This is a genomic window from Gordonia amarae NBRC 15530 (assembly GCF_000241345.1).
GTDB lineage: Bacteria > Actinomycetota > Actinomycetes > Mycobacteriales > Mycobacteriaceae > Gordonia > Gordonia amarae.
In genome coordinates this window covers 233,243-247,532 of sequence record NZ_BAED01000020.1, presented here as the reverse complement: position 1 = coordinate 247,532, position 14,290 = coordinate 233,243, and the positions used below count along the sequence as shown (strand labels likewise).

The window sequence follows — 14,290 nt, the reverse complement described above, 5'->3', positions numbered from 1 at the left end:
CGACCATACCCAACAGGCGGAACCCGGCGATGCGGAGCGCGGTCCACATCGCCGGGGCGGCCGGAACGACGCAACGGCTAGAAGCGGCTCTCCATCCTGGCCGACAGACTCGCCTCCTGGAGGTCGAGACGTTCGAGCATCGCGCGCACCGCCTCATCCTCGATCTTGCCCTCGTCCCGGTCGACGACGAGCGCGGCCCGCTGGGCGGCGAGCACGTCCAGGTACAGCTTGATGAACGCGTCGTTGCGGCGGTTGTGCTTCTCGGGGTCGGGCATCTCCTCGGCGTCGTGCGACTGCCGGGCGACGGTTCCGTGGATCACCGCGATGGTCTCGCCGTCGAGACCCTCCGGCGGGTTGGCGACGAACTCGTCGAGAACGTCGGCCGAGGCGCGGTGCGCGATCTTTTCGGCGAGTGCTGTCTGCTCGTAGTCGTAGCGTTCCTCGTCCTCGTTGCGCAGGTGCAGCCGGGCGATCATCCACGGCAGCGTGGTGGCCTGGATTCCGATGGTGCCGATGGTGACGACGAACGCGATCGCGATGATGGCCGAGCGTTCGGGGAAGTCGGTGCCGTCGGCGACAGTGAGCGGAATACCTGATGCGGCGGCCAGCGTCACCACCCCGCGCATACCGGTCCACGCGATGACCGTCGACTCCTGCCAGGTCAGTGTGCGGCGATCGATCTTGCCCGCCCAGCGTGAGGTCTTCTTGGGCTTGTCGGGTCTGCCCGCTGACGGGGTGGTGCGGCGCGGGTTGGCCGGGGTGTCGACGTTGACGGCTGCCTCGATGCGTCTGCTGACAGCGGCGCGGCCGAACATCACGAACACACAGATCGGCCGGATGGCGAGCACGATGACCAGCACCAGCACAGACGCCCACGCGATGTGCACCAGCGATTCCTTGGCCTCGCGCAGGTCCTCGATGATGAAGCGCATCTGCAGGCCGATGTAGGCGAACACGAACGCCTCCAGCAGCACGTCGACCGAATGCCAGACGTAGCGTTCCTGAAGCCGGGTCTTGTAGCCGGCGCGCACCGATCCCGATCCGACGACGAATCCGGCGATCACGACGGCGAGCACGCCGGAGGAGTGGATGTGTTCGGCGCCGACGAACGCCGCGAACGGGACGACGAACCCCTGCACCGTTTCCAGCGCCGGGTTGGCCAGGTGCCGACGGATCCACAGGGTCGCGAAACCGACGACGAGGCCGACGATCGGCCCGACCACCGCGTTGTAGCCGAACAGCGCGAGCGGGTTCTCGATGAACGAGTGCGTGCTGGCGATCTGCGAGATGGCGATCGCGAACAATGACAGCGCGGCTGCGTCGTTGACCAGCGATTCGCCGGTGAGGATCGACATGAGACGTTTGGGCAGGCCGAGTTTGCGGCCGATGGCGACGGCGGTCACCGCGTCGGGCGGGGCGACGATCGCGCCGAGCAGGAGCGCGAGCGTGAAGGTGAACTCGGGCACTATCGCCGAGGTGACGAAGCCGACCACGAAGGCGGTGATGACCACCATCGCCACCCCGAGACCGAGGATCGGGCGGATGTTGCGGACGAAGTTGGCGAAAGAGAACCCGAGCGCGGCCGAATACAGCAGCGGCGGCAGCACGACCGTCAGCAGAATCTCCGATTCGAGTTCCACGTGCGGAACCCCGGGGATGAAGGATACGGCCAGACCGACGACGATGATGATCAACGCGGGTTGCATCCCGCGTTTGTCGGCGAACGACGTGACGATGATGGCCCCGACGAGGACCAGGATCAGCAGTTCCATGCGCTGATCTTTTCAGGTCAGGGGCGGTTTGTCCGACTTGGCGGGTCGACCTGTCGGACGAATCGGGTCACCGGTCATGTGCGGCAGCCGATTTCGGCGGCGCGCGGGGACGCTACCCGTTCTGCGCGATCTCCAGCAGGTCACGCACCGGCCCGGCGACGGGGCGTGACCCGCCGACGAACACCGCCCGGAACTCCCGGACCAGGTCCAGACCGGCCACCGGCACCTTGACGAGCGTGCCGAGTTCCAGATCGGCGGCGACGGCCCGCCGGGACAGGAACGCGGGCGCGCCCCCGGCCCGGACGGTCGCGAGGATCGCCGCGTTTGTGGCCAGCTTGACCTCGGGTTCGGCGAGCGTGTGGCCGCTGCGGGCCATCGCGTACCGGACGACGGCGAGCGTGCCCGACCCCATCTCCCGGCAGGTCAGGGCACGCGCGGCCAGGTGGGTGGGCCGCACGGGGGCACGCCGGCGGGCCCACGGGTCGTCGGGGGCGGCGACGAGGATCAGTTCGTCGGTGCCGACCGCGACTGCGGTCAGCCCGTCGACGCCGACGGGCCCTTCGACAAAGCCGAGGTCGGACTCGGCGGCGCGGACCGCGGCGACCACATCGTCGGAGTTCACCGCACGCAGGCTGACCGGCACGTCGTGGGTGCGCCGGAACTGCACCAGCCACCGCGGCAGCAGATATTCGGCGGTGGTCAGTGACGCGTGGACGCGTAGTTCCCTGGTGCGGCCGCGGCGCAGGGTGTCGAGGGCGCTGTCGATCTCGTCGGCGCGTTCGAGGAGGTCCTTGCTCCATTCGACGAGGAGTTGCCCGGCGTCGGTGAGCTCCGATCCGCGGGGCGCGCGCCGTACCAGGACGAGCCCAGTCTGGGTTTCCATGGCCCGCAGTCGTTCCGACGCCGACTGCTGTGAGATGCCGACGGCGCGGCCCGCGGCTCCGATGCTGCCGAGGCGTGCCACCTCGGTGAGCAGGCGCAGCGCGGACAGTTCGGGAAGCATGGTCACAGGGTAGACCTGTGAGTCCACCGGGATTTGGCCACTACCGGCCACCGCGCGTGTCCCGGAGGCTGACAGGCATGCGCAACACAGCCCCCGAATACGGCCCGAACTGGTTCACCTCGGTGATGGGCACCGGGATCGTGGCGGTGGCCATCACCGGCCTGCCGTTCGATCTGCCCGGTGGCCACGTCGTGGCGGTGGCGTTCTGGCTGGCGGCTGTCGGCCTGCTGGCGGCGGTCTGCACGGTCATGATCCGCCGCCTGCGCGACGACGCGGTGCTGCCGCTGCGCCACCTCGACGACCCGGTGCTCGCCCACTTCTACGGCGCCCCGCCGATGGCGATCCTGACGGTCGGGGCGTCGACAATGACCGCCGGCCCCACGATCATCGGCCCGGATGCGGCGACGATCGTCGGCGCGGCGTGCTGGATCCTGGGCACCGCACTCGGATTGCTCTCCGCCGTCGCGATCCCCTACCGGATGATCACCTCCCACACCGTCGCCGACGACGCGGCGAGTGGCGGCTGGCTGGTTTCGGTTGTGCCACCGATGGTCTCGGCCGCCACCGGCGCCGCACTGGTGAAACACCTTCCGGAGGGCCAGTTCCAGGAGACGATGCTGCTGGCCTGCTACGGCCTGTTCGGCCTCACCGCGGTGGCCGGTTTCCTGATGCTGAATCAATTGTGGCACCGCATCATTCGCCACGGCCTACCCGCCGCCGGTTCGGTGCCCACGCTGTGGATCGGTCTGGGCTTTCTGGGACAGTCGATCACGGCGGTCCACCATCTCGGCGAGGTGGCCCCCGGTGTCGCGGGCGACTACGGCCACGCGCTGTCGATGTTCGCGCTCTGCTACGGCGTTCCAGTGTGGGGTTTCACCATGTTCTGGCTCGCACTGGTGTCGGCGCTGACGCTGCGGCAGTTCCGCGACGGCCTGCCGTTCGCACCCACCTGGTGGTCGTTCACGTTCCCCGTCGGCACCGTCGTGACCGGTACCGGTGCGCTGGCCGGTGAGACGGGACTGACCGCGTTCGCCGTCGCGGCGGGCCTGCTCCTGGTCGTGCTGATCGCCGGATGGACGGCCGCCGTCGTCGCGACGGCGGCCCTGTTCCGGGGTGCTGGGCAGACGCAGCCCAGCCCCTACCCGTCGGGGCCGCCACGGCTCCCGGGGCACGCCCGCTTCCAGACGTCCTGATCGCGCCTACTTGTATTTCGGATTATTGAACGTCGGGATCTGGATGCTGATCGGCATACGGAGTTCGGACATGTAGAGCAGCACGAACTGCCGCAGCAGTTCGTCGAACATCCAGGTGGTCTCCCGGGGCAGCCCCACATTCAGCAACCCTTCGCGCACACCGACAAACGGCACCCACGCCGTCTCCAGCAGCGGGCTCCACACCGGTTCGCGGGGAATGTCGTACCAGTTGGCCACCTTGTCACCCAGGACGTACCGGGTGAGGGCACCGAGCACACCGCGGGACAGCAGCGTCAGGTCGAGATTGACACCCAGGTTCAGGAGCTGGTTGGCGAGCTTGCGGCCCTCCGGGGTGGGCGCGAGGATCGGGTCGAGAACCTGCCGGGCCTGGGCGTCGGCATGGCCCCACGAATTCGGGATGTACTCGTCCCGCACGCCGAGCAGCGACGCGGTGACCTGCCAGGAGTGCAGCATGCCGTTGCCCTCGTAGTTGGCCATCGGCACGCGCCACCTGCGCATGTTGCGCATGACCGTGGTGGCCAGGCTGTGCCAGGTGACCATGATGTCGGCCTGACTGATCGGCTTGGCCTCGGGTGCGACGGCATTCCAGTGTGCCGATTGCGGCAGCAGGTGCCGCACCCCGGCGTGGGCCATGCGGGTCTTGACCGCGGTCACGATCATCTCGCCGCCCGGCCGGAAGGCGTCGAGGTCGCCGACGTCGTAGCCGAATTTGGCGGTCTTGGAGATGCGGTCCTTGAGGTTCCAGCCGCCCTTGGAGTAGTAGACGGCCCGCGCCTCCCGGGGGATCACCGTGCTCATCATGCCGCTGGCGAATCCGTAGATGACGCCCAGATACAGGCCGTGTTTCTGGTTGAACCGGACTGCGGCGTCAAGCCTGTCCCAGTCGGTCCACGACGGCAGCCGGCGCGCGTGCTCGATGAAGTCGCGCAGTTCCCGGGGCAGTCCGGCGGGCAGCGCCTGACCGTTCCGGGTCCAGCCTTTGAGTAGGTTGTTGACCCGATACACCTGTTCGGGATTGCGGAACAGCCGGGCGATGACCTCGTCGGCCTCCGGATCCCACACCTTGCGCGGGTCCGTTCCGGCGCCGGTACCCGGTATCGAGTAGGCCGGCGACCAGGTCCAGGGCACCGCGGGAGCGACGAGCGATGCCGCGCCCGCGGCACCCAGCACACCCGCACCTTTGAGGGCGGTCCGTCTGCTCAGGTTCTCCATCGTGTACTCCGTCCGGCCGATGTAACAGAGTTACAGTTTTTGTAACCTTGATACATGTACCAGACGGCGGTAGCGTTCACGCGAGCTTCGGCGACATAGTCTGGAAAGACCCCACGTCCCCCCGAGGAGTACCGACAGTTGGAGACCTCAGGTCCGGCACCGATCGAGACATCGATGCTGCAGCGGGCGCTGGCCGGGGCCGGGACACCGCCCGACGACCTGGCCGCCGGCGACGCCACGCAGGTCAAACTGCTCGACGCCGCGCGCGACGTGTTCTGCCGGGTCGGCATGCAGCGCGCGTCGATGGAGGAGGTCGCCACTCTGGCCGGGGTATCCCGGGTGACGCTCTACCGCAAGTTCGCGACGAAGAACGCCCTCGCCGAGTCGGTGATCACCCGCGAGTTCCGCCACTACTTCGACGTCTTCCGGCGCGAGGTGACCGCCGCGCCGACGGCGGCCGACCGGGTGGTGTTCGCCTTCGTCAGTTCCCTGCGCACCGTCCGCGGCAACCCGCTCATCGCGAGCCTGCTGGTGACCGAGCCCCAGCAACTCATCGGCGCCGCCGACGTGGCGGCCCGCATGGTCGCCTCGGTCGCAGCGTTCGTCGCCGCCCAGCTGCGCATCGAACAGGCCGCGGGCAACGTCTCGGCCGACATCGACCCCGACGTCACCGCCGAGATGATGGTGCGAATCTCCATGTCGTTCTTGACCATTCCCAGCCTGCGGATCGACACCGACGACGACGCCCAGCTCGCCACCATCGCCCGCCACTACCTCGTCCCGATGCTCGAAGCCCACGCGTGACCTGGTGAATCCACCAGGTCACGACTCCCGCGTCTGGAACTCCTTCCCGCTATTCGGATGTCGCGCTATCCGATTCGCGGGACGAAGTCTGCGACGCGGGAGTGCGTAGTGCCCACCCGGTGATGACGGCGGTCAGCAGGAGGAGGGCGGCTGCGCACCAGGCGGACGTCGTGACGCCGTCGGTGAACGCGTGGCGGGCGGCGTCGATCACCCGGGTTCCGGTGTCCGCGGGCAGATTCCGGGCCGCCGCCAGCGCACCGGCCAGACCGTCGTCGCCGCCGGGCAGATCGCCGGGATAGACGGCGCGGAACACCGCGTTGATGACGCTGCCCAGCAGTGCGATGCCGAGTGCGCCGCCGAGTTCGCTGCTGGTCTCCAGCAGCGCCGACGTCGCGCCCGCCCGGCCGGCCGGGGCCACCCCGATGACGTGGTCGGCGACCATCGTCGTCACCGCGACGACCCCGGAGGCCACCAGACCGGCGCCCACCAGGATCGGGATCAGGGTGTCCACGCCGGTCAGCCCGCCGATCACCGCGAATCCGGACGCCGACACGGCCAGCCCGGCCACCATCACCGGCACCCGCCCGAAGCGTCCGGCGGCCACCGCGGCCAGCGGCGCCGCGGCGCCGACGACCAGCGACGGCGCGATGCTCCACAGCGCCGCCTTGAGCGGGGCGTAGCCGAGCACCGACTGCAAGTACTGCGTCATCGCCACCGAGTTTCCCAGCAGCGCGAACATGCACAGCAGGTTCACCATGATCGACGCGCCGAAACGCCTGTCCCGGAACAGGGTCACGTCGATCATCGGGTCGGCGAGCGATCGCTGTCGCCGGACGAAGACCACCCCGAGGATCAGGCCGGCGACGATCGGCACCAGCAGCACGGCCGACCAGCCGTCGGATGCGATCGTCTTGATGCCGTAGATCAGGGGCAGCACGGCGCCGAGGGCGAGTGCGGCGCTGAGCAGGTCGACGCTCCGCCCGGCGACGGCCGTGTTCGCGGGCAGCAGTAACGGGGCGGCCACGAGCAGCGCGAGCATGACGGGCACGTTGATCAGGAACACCGACCCCCACCAGAAGTGTTCGAGCAGAACACCACTGAGGATCGGGCCGAGTGCGACCCCGCCGGTGAGCACCGCGTTCCACACCGCCACCGCCTTGCGTCGCGCATCCTCGTCGTCGAACAGGTCCCGGATCAGGGCCAGCGTCGACGGCATCAGCGTGGCGCCCGCGACACCGAGCAGCGCCCGGGCGACGACCAGCATCGACGCGCTCGTGGACAGCCCGGCCAGCGCCGACGCGGCCCCGAATCCGGTGGCCCCGATCATCAGCAGCCGCCGGTGCCCGATCCGGTCGGCCAGCGCCCCCATCGGCACCAGCAATCCGGCGAGCACGAATCCGTAGACGTCGAAGATCCAGAGTTGCTGCGCCGGTGACGGTTTCAGATCGGCGGCGATGTCGGGGACGGTGAAGAACAGGATCGATACGTCCATGGAGACGAGCAGCATCGGCAGGCAGAGCGCCGCCAGCCCCCAGTGGGGCGCGAGTGTGCGGGACATGACTGCGACCTTTCTGTTTACTACACATACTGTTTATGCAATACGCAGATGATAGGACGCAATCTGTGTACGGCGCAAGCAGTAATGTGAGGGCCATGTCAGAGCCAGCGATGCCGCGCTACCTGTCCCTGCTGTGGGGCCACGACGACCCGGCCCCCCGCCGCGGTCCGCGGCCTACCCTGACCGTCGCCGACATCGGACGCGCGGGGGTGGCCGTCGCCGACGAGAAGGGCGCCGACGCCCTGTCGATGAAGGCGATCGCCGACAAGCTGGGCATGACGACGATGTCGCTGTACCGGTACGTCGACACCAAGGACGACATCATCGACATCGTCTTCGACACCGCCATCGGCCACGCAGGCCCCGCGATCCTCGACAGCACGGGCTGGCGTACCCGCGCGGAGAACTGGGCGCGCACTTTTGCCGCCGCCCTGCGACAACACCCGTGGCTCGCGGGCCTCGCCCTCACCCGGCCACCGCTCGGGCCGGCAGCGATCAGCTGGCTGGAGATCGGTGTGCGCTGCTTCGACGACACCCCGCTCGGCGGCCGGCAGCGGATGAGTTCGCTGCTCCTGCTCGACGGCTTCGTCCGTCAGCACGTCCGGCAAACCGTGCAGATGGGCCTGCAGGACGAACCCGACGACCGCCCCACCTACGAAGCCGCCCTGTCGGTATTCACCGCCACCGACTCCCACCCCGGTATCACGGCCGCCCTGGCGGCCGCCGACAACGACGACGACTTCTACGAGACCGAACTGACCTTCGGCCTGACCGTGATCCTCGACGGCCTGGCCGCCCTCATCGACCCCTGACCGGGGCCTATCACGCGGCGAGCAGACCACTCGCCATCTGCGAGAGTCCTTCCCGGAACTGTGCGACCTCCATCGGCCGGCCGGATTCGAAATACAGCATCGTGGTGGCGATCGCGGAGTTGATGAACATCCACGCGATGTTCTCCACGTCCAGTCCGCCGCGGTAGTGCCGGCGATACTGCCGCACATGCATCGTGACCATCGTCTGCATGAGCATCGGCAGGTCTGATCCCCGCTCCATCTCGTGGGAGTAGTCGGGGTGTTTGGCGAGGTACTGGATCATCGCCGTGTGTTCGGATCCGAAGCCGATCAGCAGGTCGATGGCCGAGTCGATCATCTCCGCGGGTGGAAGCAAGGCGATCTGGGACAGTTCAGTCCGCAGCCGCGGCGTCAGACGGTCGGTGGTGTCGCGCATCGCGGCCACGATCACGTCGTCCTTGACGCGGAAGTACTGGTAGATCGATCCCTTGCTGACGCCGGCGGCCTCGGCGATGTGATTGGTGGTGATCGATTCCGGGTCCATGGTGCGCAGGAGTTCGACGGTTGCGGCCACGATATTTGCGACCATGTCCCGGGATCTACGCTGCTTCGGCGCCTTACGTAGCTGTGACCTCGATGTTTTGTCCACTCCCCGGCCCTTTCGAACGCGACTTATATGCGACCTGAAGTTCAGGTTAGCGTCGTTGCCGGAGTTGCAGGCACACATGCCCAGGAGGGGAATCATGACCGCGGTGGCACAACCGGTGACGATGACGACGACAGGCGACTGGATCCAGCCGGTCCCGGATCTGATCGATCCGCTCGGCATCACCGGGTGGCTGGCCGGCCAGTGGCTGTATCTGCCCGCGGTGAGTGCGGCGTTCATCCTGCAAGGTATGCATCCGGTGATCGGTGACGTCACCGACCGTTACTCGGTGGCCGACCGCGATCCGGCCGGCCGCGCGATCCGCTCGTTCGACGCCACCCAGCAGTGGAGCTACGGCGGCAAGGCCGCGATCGAGCAGGGCTACTGGCTGCGCAAGATGCACCGGCCCCTGCAGATGACCGCCGAGACCGGGCCCAAGGCGGGCAAGCACATCAGTGCGCTCGATCCGTCGGCCTACGCCTGGGTGATCGCAACCGCCTACGTCACGACGCGACAGGTGGCACCGCTGTTCCTGGGACGCGCACTCACCGAGGACGAAAACGAGCAGTTGTTCGCCGACAATGTCCGGCTGGCCAAGATCACCCAGGTACCCGAGAGTGGCTACCCCAAGTCACGGGCCGAGTTCGACGACTATTACCAGCACATGCTCGACGAGGTGCTGGTCCTGCACCCGGCGCTGGCCGAGAGCCTTCCCGTCCTGAGCAACCCGGCCCTCGCGCTCGACGAGCTCGACCTGGGCGGTTTCCCGCGGTGGGTGCCGCGCACGCTTGCGCTCGGTGCCATGAAGTGGCTGCTGCAGCCGCTGGGCACCTTCAGCCACGCCCTGACCTTCGGGGCGATGGAACCACAGGCCCGCGCCATCCTCGATGTCACCTGGACCAGACGCGACGACCGCGTGCTGCGCCGCCTGTTCGCGGTGTACCGGATCCTGTTCCGCATCCTCCCCGAACGTCTGACCTACTCGCCGCTCGCCTACTACGCACGCCGGCACCAGCGGGTGATCGAGCGGATGCGCAATCGAGAACTGCGCGACTTCACCCAACACGACAAGGGCGAGCCGTCGGCGGTACGTCGAGCGCGCGCACGACGCCGAGACGGTGTCCGAACCAACTGATCAGCCCCTGAGCCCGACAAATACCCTGGGCCCGAGAAATACAAAGCGCAGGCCAGAGAAATACTCTGGCCTGCGCTTTCTGGTGCGCCCGAAGGGATTCGAACCCCTAACCTTCTGATCCGTAGTCAGATGCTCTATCCGTTGAGCTACGGGCGCGTGCTATTCAGTTGTCGCCACGGTCTTACGACCGCGACGTGGCGGAGGCGAGAGGATTTGAACCTCCGGTCCCGTTTTAGCGAGACAATTCATTAGCAGTGAATCCCATTCGGCCGCTCTGGCACGCCTCCTGGCGAAGTCCTTACGAACTGCCGAGAGCAAAGGTTACACACACTGCGCACGACGGTGCAAACCGGCAGGTCAGCGCGAAATTCGGGTGTCGCGGCAGCGTTGCGGGCGCAGCGGCCTACAGTTGTCTGCGTGACCTTGCGCATCCGCCCCGATCTCGACGACCTGCCCGCCTACGCCCCCGGTAAGACGTTCCCGGGCGCGATCAAGCTGGCCAGCAACGAGGTGACCGAGGGCCCGTTGCCAAGCGTCGTCGACGCCATCGCCGACGCCGCCTCGTCGCTCAACCGCTACCCCGACAACGCGATCGTTGAGCTGACGGCGACGCTGGCGAAGAAACTCGGCGTCACCGAGGACGAGGTCCAGGTGGGCTGCGGGTCGGTGATCCTATGCCAGAATCTGATCCTGGTCACATGCGAACCGGGCGACGAGGTGGTCTTCGGCTGGCGGTCGTTCGAGACGTATCCGCTGGCCACCCGCGCGGTCCACGCCACCCCGGTACCGGTACCGCTGACCGGCGACAACGTCTACGACCTCGACGCGATGGCCGCCGCGATCACCGACCGCACGCGCCTGATCTTCGTGTGCAACCCCAACAACCCGACCGGCACCGTCGTCGGCGCCGACGACCTGCGCGCCTTCCTGCGCAAGGTGCCGTCGGACGTGGTCGTCGCCCTCGACGAGGCGTACTACGAGTACATGCGGCCCGGCCCGGCGCAGGCGTACGACGCCCTGGAACTGCATCGCGAGTTCGCCAACCTGGTGGTCCTGCGGACCTTCTCGAAGGCGTACGGCCTGGCCGGCCTGCGGGTGGGTTACGCGATCGCCGACCCGCAGGTGGTCACCGCGCTGCGCAAGGTGCACGTCCCGTTCTCGGTCACCTCGCTGTCCCAGCGCGCCGCGATCGCGTGCCTGGCCGCCGACGACGAACTGCTGGCCCGCACCGACGCGGTCGTCGCCGAACGGACCAGGGTGACCGCACGGCTGCGTGAGCTCGGCTACCGGGTGCCCGACACCCAGGCCAACTTCGTGTGGCTCGACCTGGGTGAGGCCGCCCTCGACTTCGCCGGGCAGGCCATCGACAACCGGGTCGTGGTGCGCCCGTTCGCCGGTGACGGTGTGCGGGTCACCGTCACCGTTCCCGAGGAGAACGACGCCTTCCTCGCGTTCGCCGAGAAGTTCGCCGACAAGTTCGCCGCCGAGTAGGCCGGGGTTACAGGCCCCGCGCGATGGTCGGCCACATGCGGGGCAGGTCCTGCTCCCAGTAGCCCCAGTAGTGAGTACCGACCAGCCGCAGGCCGTCGGTGAACGGGATACGCGCCTTGCGCAGTTCGATCCCGAAGTTGATGGAGCAGCGCCACGCACCCAGTTCCAGGGCCGACGCGCTGGCGGTCACCGACTGCCGGGTGCCCTCGTCGGGCTCGATCTTGCGCAGCAGGTCCAGCGGACCGGCCAGGCCCGAACCCGACGACAGATAGATGTACTTTCCGCGAAGCGCGTTGATCCGGGTGGCCGGGTCGTGCGCTTTCCACGCCGGGGAACGCGGCGGACCCCACATGTTGATGGCGTTGCCGCCGACGTTGGCGACGGTGGTGTGCACATACGCCTGGTTGGCGGGCTGATACACCTCGGGGCAGCCGCTCAGCGAGGCGACGCCGGTGTACAGCCTGGGGAACCGGGCGGCGAGCGCGAGTGCGGCCTGCCCGCCCATGGACAGCCCGACGACCGCGTTGCGGCCGGTGCCGTTGAACTTCTTGTCGATGAGCGGGGGCAGTTCCTCGGTGAGGAAGGTTTCCCACTGCGGCTTGCCGAGCTTGGGGTCGCGGCTGCGCCAGTTGGTGTAGAAGGTGCCCTTACCGCCGGCGGGCAGCACCACGGTCACGTTCTTGTCGGCGAAGAAGCGGCCCGCGCGGCCCTTGGTGATCCAGTCGCTGACGTCGTCGCCAGCGTCGGCACCGTCGAGCATGTACACGACGGACCGCGGGCCGGTGGCGTTGGCCGGGGTCAGGACGTTGACCTTCATCTTCTTGTGGTTGGACGGCGAATACACCCAGAGGTCGGTGCGCAACGGCCCGACGTCGGACAACTTGGTGATGCGTGCGACCCTGTGCCGGTCGGCGTGGGCCAACCCGGGCGCACTCAGCAATGCCATGACGGCAACGCTGACCAGTACGGTCAACCCCCGGATCTTCTTCGCTCGGATCTTCTTCACAGCGTCCCCCCTCGTGCGGCGCCCGCTGTCGCGGGGCCCGAATTGCCTGCTCCTGCACTCCGTGTCCGGATTCCGTGGCGCGACACCCCCGTGACCTCGCTCACTCCGGATCTGGAATGAGGCCCGATCTTACCGGCCAGTAGGCGAATCGCCCAGGGGTACTGCCGATGAAAAAGCAAGGTTTCCGTTACTGATTCACGCTTTGCATATCGCGCATGGATGCGGCTGCGCGAGCACCCGTCACCGATCGGGCTCATAGCGTTCCGGCAACTGGATCGAGGTGACGGGCGTCAGCCGGGAGATGTTGCCCTGCAACACATCCCGATACACCCTCAGATTCTCCTCACCGCTTCGCACCTGCTCGGTGAGCCGTTTGGAGTTGTCGACGGACACCTCCCGGTCGCCCGAACGCGAGATCAGGGCGTCGATGCGGTCGTCGATGGTCGCCGCCCGGTTGTACTCGTCGAGGATCTGCAGCTCGACGGCCGCGGACTCGACGACGTGCGCCACTCCACCGAGGGCCTGCACCCGGTCGATGAGCTCACTCCACACGGGCCGCAGCGCCTCTTCGCGTTTGTCGATCTGCTGGGCGAACTCCTTGTCGAAGCCGCCGCGGCGCTTGGCGCGGTCGAGGTCGATCCGCACCGCCCGCAACGCGATCACGTCGGAGGAGATCTCGGCGAGCTCGGCGTGCAGGTTCACCTGGGTGCGCTGCAACTCGAAGTGGTCGGACCGCCACGCCGGGTTGTTGACGACGCGGTCGTAGAAGTGCCCGGCGAGGAACAGCACCGTCTCGTAGCCGTCGAGGAACGACGCCGTGCCGGGAGTGGTGGACTCGGTCTGCGCGGTGCCGAGCAACTCGTCCGCCCACTGTTCGGCCTGGGTGTTGCCGCTGCGCGAGGCCACCTGCCCGACGATCCCGACGATCTTGCCGACGGCCGCACCGCCCGCCTGCCGCATCGACCGGTTCGTGGCGACGTTGGGCGTCGGCGTGTACAGCAGCCCGCCGAACAGCCGTTCCCGCTCGTCGAGTTCGAGGTAGATGTTCTCGCGGCGTTCGCGCCGGATCGCCCGGGTACTGCCTGCGAAGACACCTTTGGCGCCGACGACGGTCTTGCGCGCCTCCTCGCGTTTGCGCTGCAATCCGTTCAGCCGGTTACGCATCACCGCCGACACCACGCCCGGCATCATCGGGTTGGCCGTCTGGTTCTCAGCCTGCGCGATCGCGCGCTGCAGCCGCCGCAGTTCGCCGAATCCCGACGGCAGGGTGGGCATGGGCAGTCCCGTGGACACCCGGCGCACCACCACCGCACGTCCGGTGGGGGTGAGGAATCCGCTCGCGATGAGGGTGGCCGCCGTCGCGGACAGTTCGGGCCGGTCACCGGGAATCTGGGACCGGTCACACCAGCCACGGATCTCCGCGCTCGTCGGCGCGGGCACGCTCTGGTACGCCATCGATGCCGCCTCACTGTTGACTGACCCCTGAGTGTACCGCGAAGAAGGGGCCGCCGACCTGCACCGTTACCGGAGTCACGCCCCCGCGTATCCCCCGCTTCCGGCCACGACCCCCGCCGACGCCACGGCCCGGACGCATGACACTGCCCACCCGGGTCCAAATGCCCAGGACATCGCGGTGGGCAGCCGGGAAAATGGCAGGG

General features: G+C 67.9%; 12 protein-coding genes and 2 tRNA genes. 5 read left to right on the top strand and 9 right to left on the bottom strand.

All coding sequences use genetic code 11. The features are described 5' to 3' along the window. Positions 1-77 precede the first annotated feature (77 nt). Together GOAMR_RS06120 and GOAMR_RS06115 are read right to left on the bottom strand one after the other, a co-directional pair. The gene (locus tag GOAMR_RS06120) at positions 78-1,772 is read right to left on the bottom strand and encodes a cation:proton antiporter (protein ID WP_005184210.1); all 1,695 of its coding nucleotides are present in this window, start codon (positions 1,770-1,772) and stop codon (positions 78-80) included. A 112-nt stretch (positions 1,773-1,884) separates the two neighbouring features. Continuing rightward, the gene (locus GOAMR_RS06115; RefSeq protein WP_005184208.1) at positions 1,885-2,775 is read right to left on the bottom strand and encodes a LysR family transcriptional regulator; all 891 of its coding nucleotides are present in this window, start codon (positions 2,773-2,775) and stop codon (positions 1,885-1,887) included. Positions 2,776-2,852: 77 nt separating this feature from the next. Here GOAMR_RS06115 and GOAMR_RS06110 point away from each other — a divergent pair, with 77 nt between their 5' ends. Next, complete coding sequence (locus GOAMR_RS06110; protein ID WP_005184206.1) at positions 2,853-3,968, top strand: TDT family transporter; 1,116 nt, start codon at positions 2,853-2,855, stop codon at positions 3,966-3,968. A 6-nt stretch (positions 3,969-3,974) separates the two neighbouring features. Here the strand turns inward: GOAMR_RS06110 and GOAMR_RS06105 are convergent, their stop codons facing one another. Beyond that, entirely contained in the window at positions 3,975-5,201 is a 1,227-nt protein-coding gene (locus GOAMR_RS06105; RefSeq protein ID WP_005184204.1) for an oxygenase MpaB family protein, read from the bottom strand. Between the two features lie 138 nt (positions 5,202-5,339). Between GOAMR_RS06105 and GOAMR_RS06100 the strand changes: the two genes are divergently transcribed. Next, on the top strand, positions 5,340-6,005 hold the full coding sequence (locus GOAMR_RS06100; protein ID WP_005184201.1) for a TetR/AcrR family transcriptional regulator: 666 nt from the start codon (positions 5,340-5,342) through the stop codon (positions 6,003-6,005). 49 nt (positions 6,006-6,054) lie between these two features. On the opposite strand, the gene GOAMR_RS06095 is transcribed toward GOAMR_RS06100, so the two are convergent. Continuing rightward, positions 6,055-7,563, bottom strand: a complete 1,509-nt coding sequence (locus tag GOAMR_RS06095; RefSeq protein WP_005184199.1) for an MFS transporter — start codon at positions 7,561-7,563, stop codon at positions 6,055-6,057. Positions 7,564-7,658: 95 nt separating this feature from the next. Here GOAMR_RS06095 and GOAMR_RS06090 point away from each other — a divergent pair, with 95 nt between their 5' ends. After that, on the top strand, positions 7,659-8,375 hold the full coding sequence (locus tag GOAMR_RS06090) for a TetR/AcrR family transcriptional regulator (RefSeq protein WP_138943615.1): 717 nt from the start codon (positions 7,659-7,661) through the stop codon (positions 8,373-8,375). A 10-nt stretch (positions 8,376-8,385) separates the two neighbouring features. Here the strand turns inward: GOAMR_RS06090 and GOAMR_RS06085 are convergent, their stop codons facing one another. Continuing rightward, positions 8,386-8,943, bottom strand: coding sequence for a TetR/AcrR family transcriptional regulator (locus GOAMR_RS06085; protein WP_005184193.1), 558 nt, complete (start codon positions 8,941-8,943; stop codon positions 8,386-8,388). A 154-nt stretch (positions 8,944-9,097) separates the two neighbouring features. Between GOAMR_RS06085 and GOAMR_RS06080 the strand changes: the two genes are divergently transcribed. Further along, entirely contained in the window at positions 9,098-10,135 is a 1,038-nt protein-coding gene (locus tag GOAMR_RS06080) for an oxygenase MpaB family protein (protein WP_005184187.1), read from the top strand. An 80-nt stretch (positions 10,136-10,215) separates the two neighbouring features. Here GOAMR_RS06080 and GOAMR_RS06075 read toward each other — a convergent pair. Beyond that, positions 10,216-10,291, bottom strand: a tRNA-Arg gene (locus tag GOAMR_RS06075). Positions 10,292-10,330: 39 nt separating this feature from the next. Continuing rightward, positions 10,331-10,422: transfer RNA gene (locus tag GOAMR_RS06070), tRNA-Ser, on the bottom strand. A gap of 130 nt (positions 10,423-10,552) precedes the next feature. On the opposite strand from GOAMR_RS06070, the gene hisC reads away from it, so the two are divergent. Beyond that, a complete protein-coding gene (hisC, locus tag GOAMR_RS06065; RefSeq protein ID WP_040514486.1) occupies positions 10,553-11,626 on the top strand; it encodes a histidinol-phosphate transaminase in 1,074 nt (357 codons plus the stop codon). Positions 11,627-11,633: 7 nt separating this feature from the next. Here the strand turns inward: hisC and GOAMR_RS06060 are convergent, their stop codons facing one another. Together GOAMR_RS06060 and GOAMR_RS06055 are read right to left on the bottom strand one after the other, a co-directional pair. Further along, positions 11,634-12,572, bottom strand: coding sequence for an alpha/beta hydrolase (locus tag GOAMR_RS06060; RefSeq protein ID WP_083836870.1), 939 nt, complete (start codon positions 12,570-12,572; stop codon positions 11,634-11,636). A 300-nt stretch (positions 12,573-12,872) separates the two neighbouring features. Further along, positions 12,873-14,087, bottom strand: a complete 1,215-nt coding sequence (locus GOAMR_RS06055; RefSeq protein WP_005184178.1) for a hypothetical protein — start codon at positions 14,085-14,087, stop codon at positions 12,873-12,875. Between the last annotated feature and the right edge of the window lie 203 nt (positions 14,088-14,290).

Coding starts and splice junctions, on each gene's coding strand:
- GOAMR_RS06120 (WP_005184210.1), bottom strand. CDS start 1,772: ATGGAACTGCTGATCCTGGTCCTCGTCGGGGCCATCATCGTCACGTCG.
- GOAMR_RS06115 (WP_005184208.1), bottom strand. CDS start 2,775: ATGCTTCCCGAACTGTCCGCGCTGCGCCTGCTCACCGAGGTGGCACGC.
- GOAMR_RS06110 (WP_005184206.1), top strand. CDS start 2,853: ATGCGCAACACAGCCCCCGAATACGGCCCGAACTGGTTCACCTCGGTG.
- GOAMR_RS06105 (WP_005184204.1), bottom strand. CDS start 5,201: ATGGAGAACCTGAGCAGACGGACCGCCCTCAAAGGTGCGGGTGTGCTG.
- GOAMR_RS06095 (WP_005184199.1), bottom strand. CDS start 7,563: ATGTCCCGCACACTCGCGCCCCACTGGGGGCTGGCGGCGCTCTGCCTG.
- GOAMR_RS06090 (WP_138943615.1), top strand. CDS start 7,659: ATGTCAGAGCCAGCGATGCCGCGCTACCTGTCCCTGCTGTGGGGCCAC.
- GOAMR_RS06085 (WP_005184193.1), bottom strand. CDS start 8,943: ATGGTCGCAAATATCGTGGCCGCAACCGTCGAACTCCTGCGCACCATG.
- GOAMR_RS06080 (WP_005184187.1), top strand. CDS start 9,098: ATGACCGCGGTGGCACAACCGGTGACGATGACGACGACAGGCGACTGG.
- GOAMR_RS06060 (WP_083836870.1), bottom strand. CDS start 12,572: ATGGCATTGCTGAGTGCGCCCGGGTTGGCCCACGCCGACCGGCACAGG.
- GOAMR_RS06055 (WP_005184178.1), bottom strand. CDS start 14,087: ATGGCGTACCAGAGCGTGCCCGCGCCGACGAGCGCGGAGATCCGTGGC.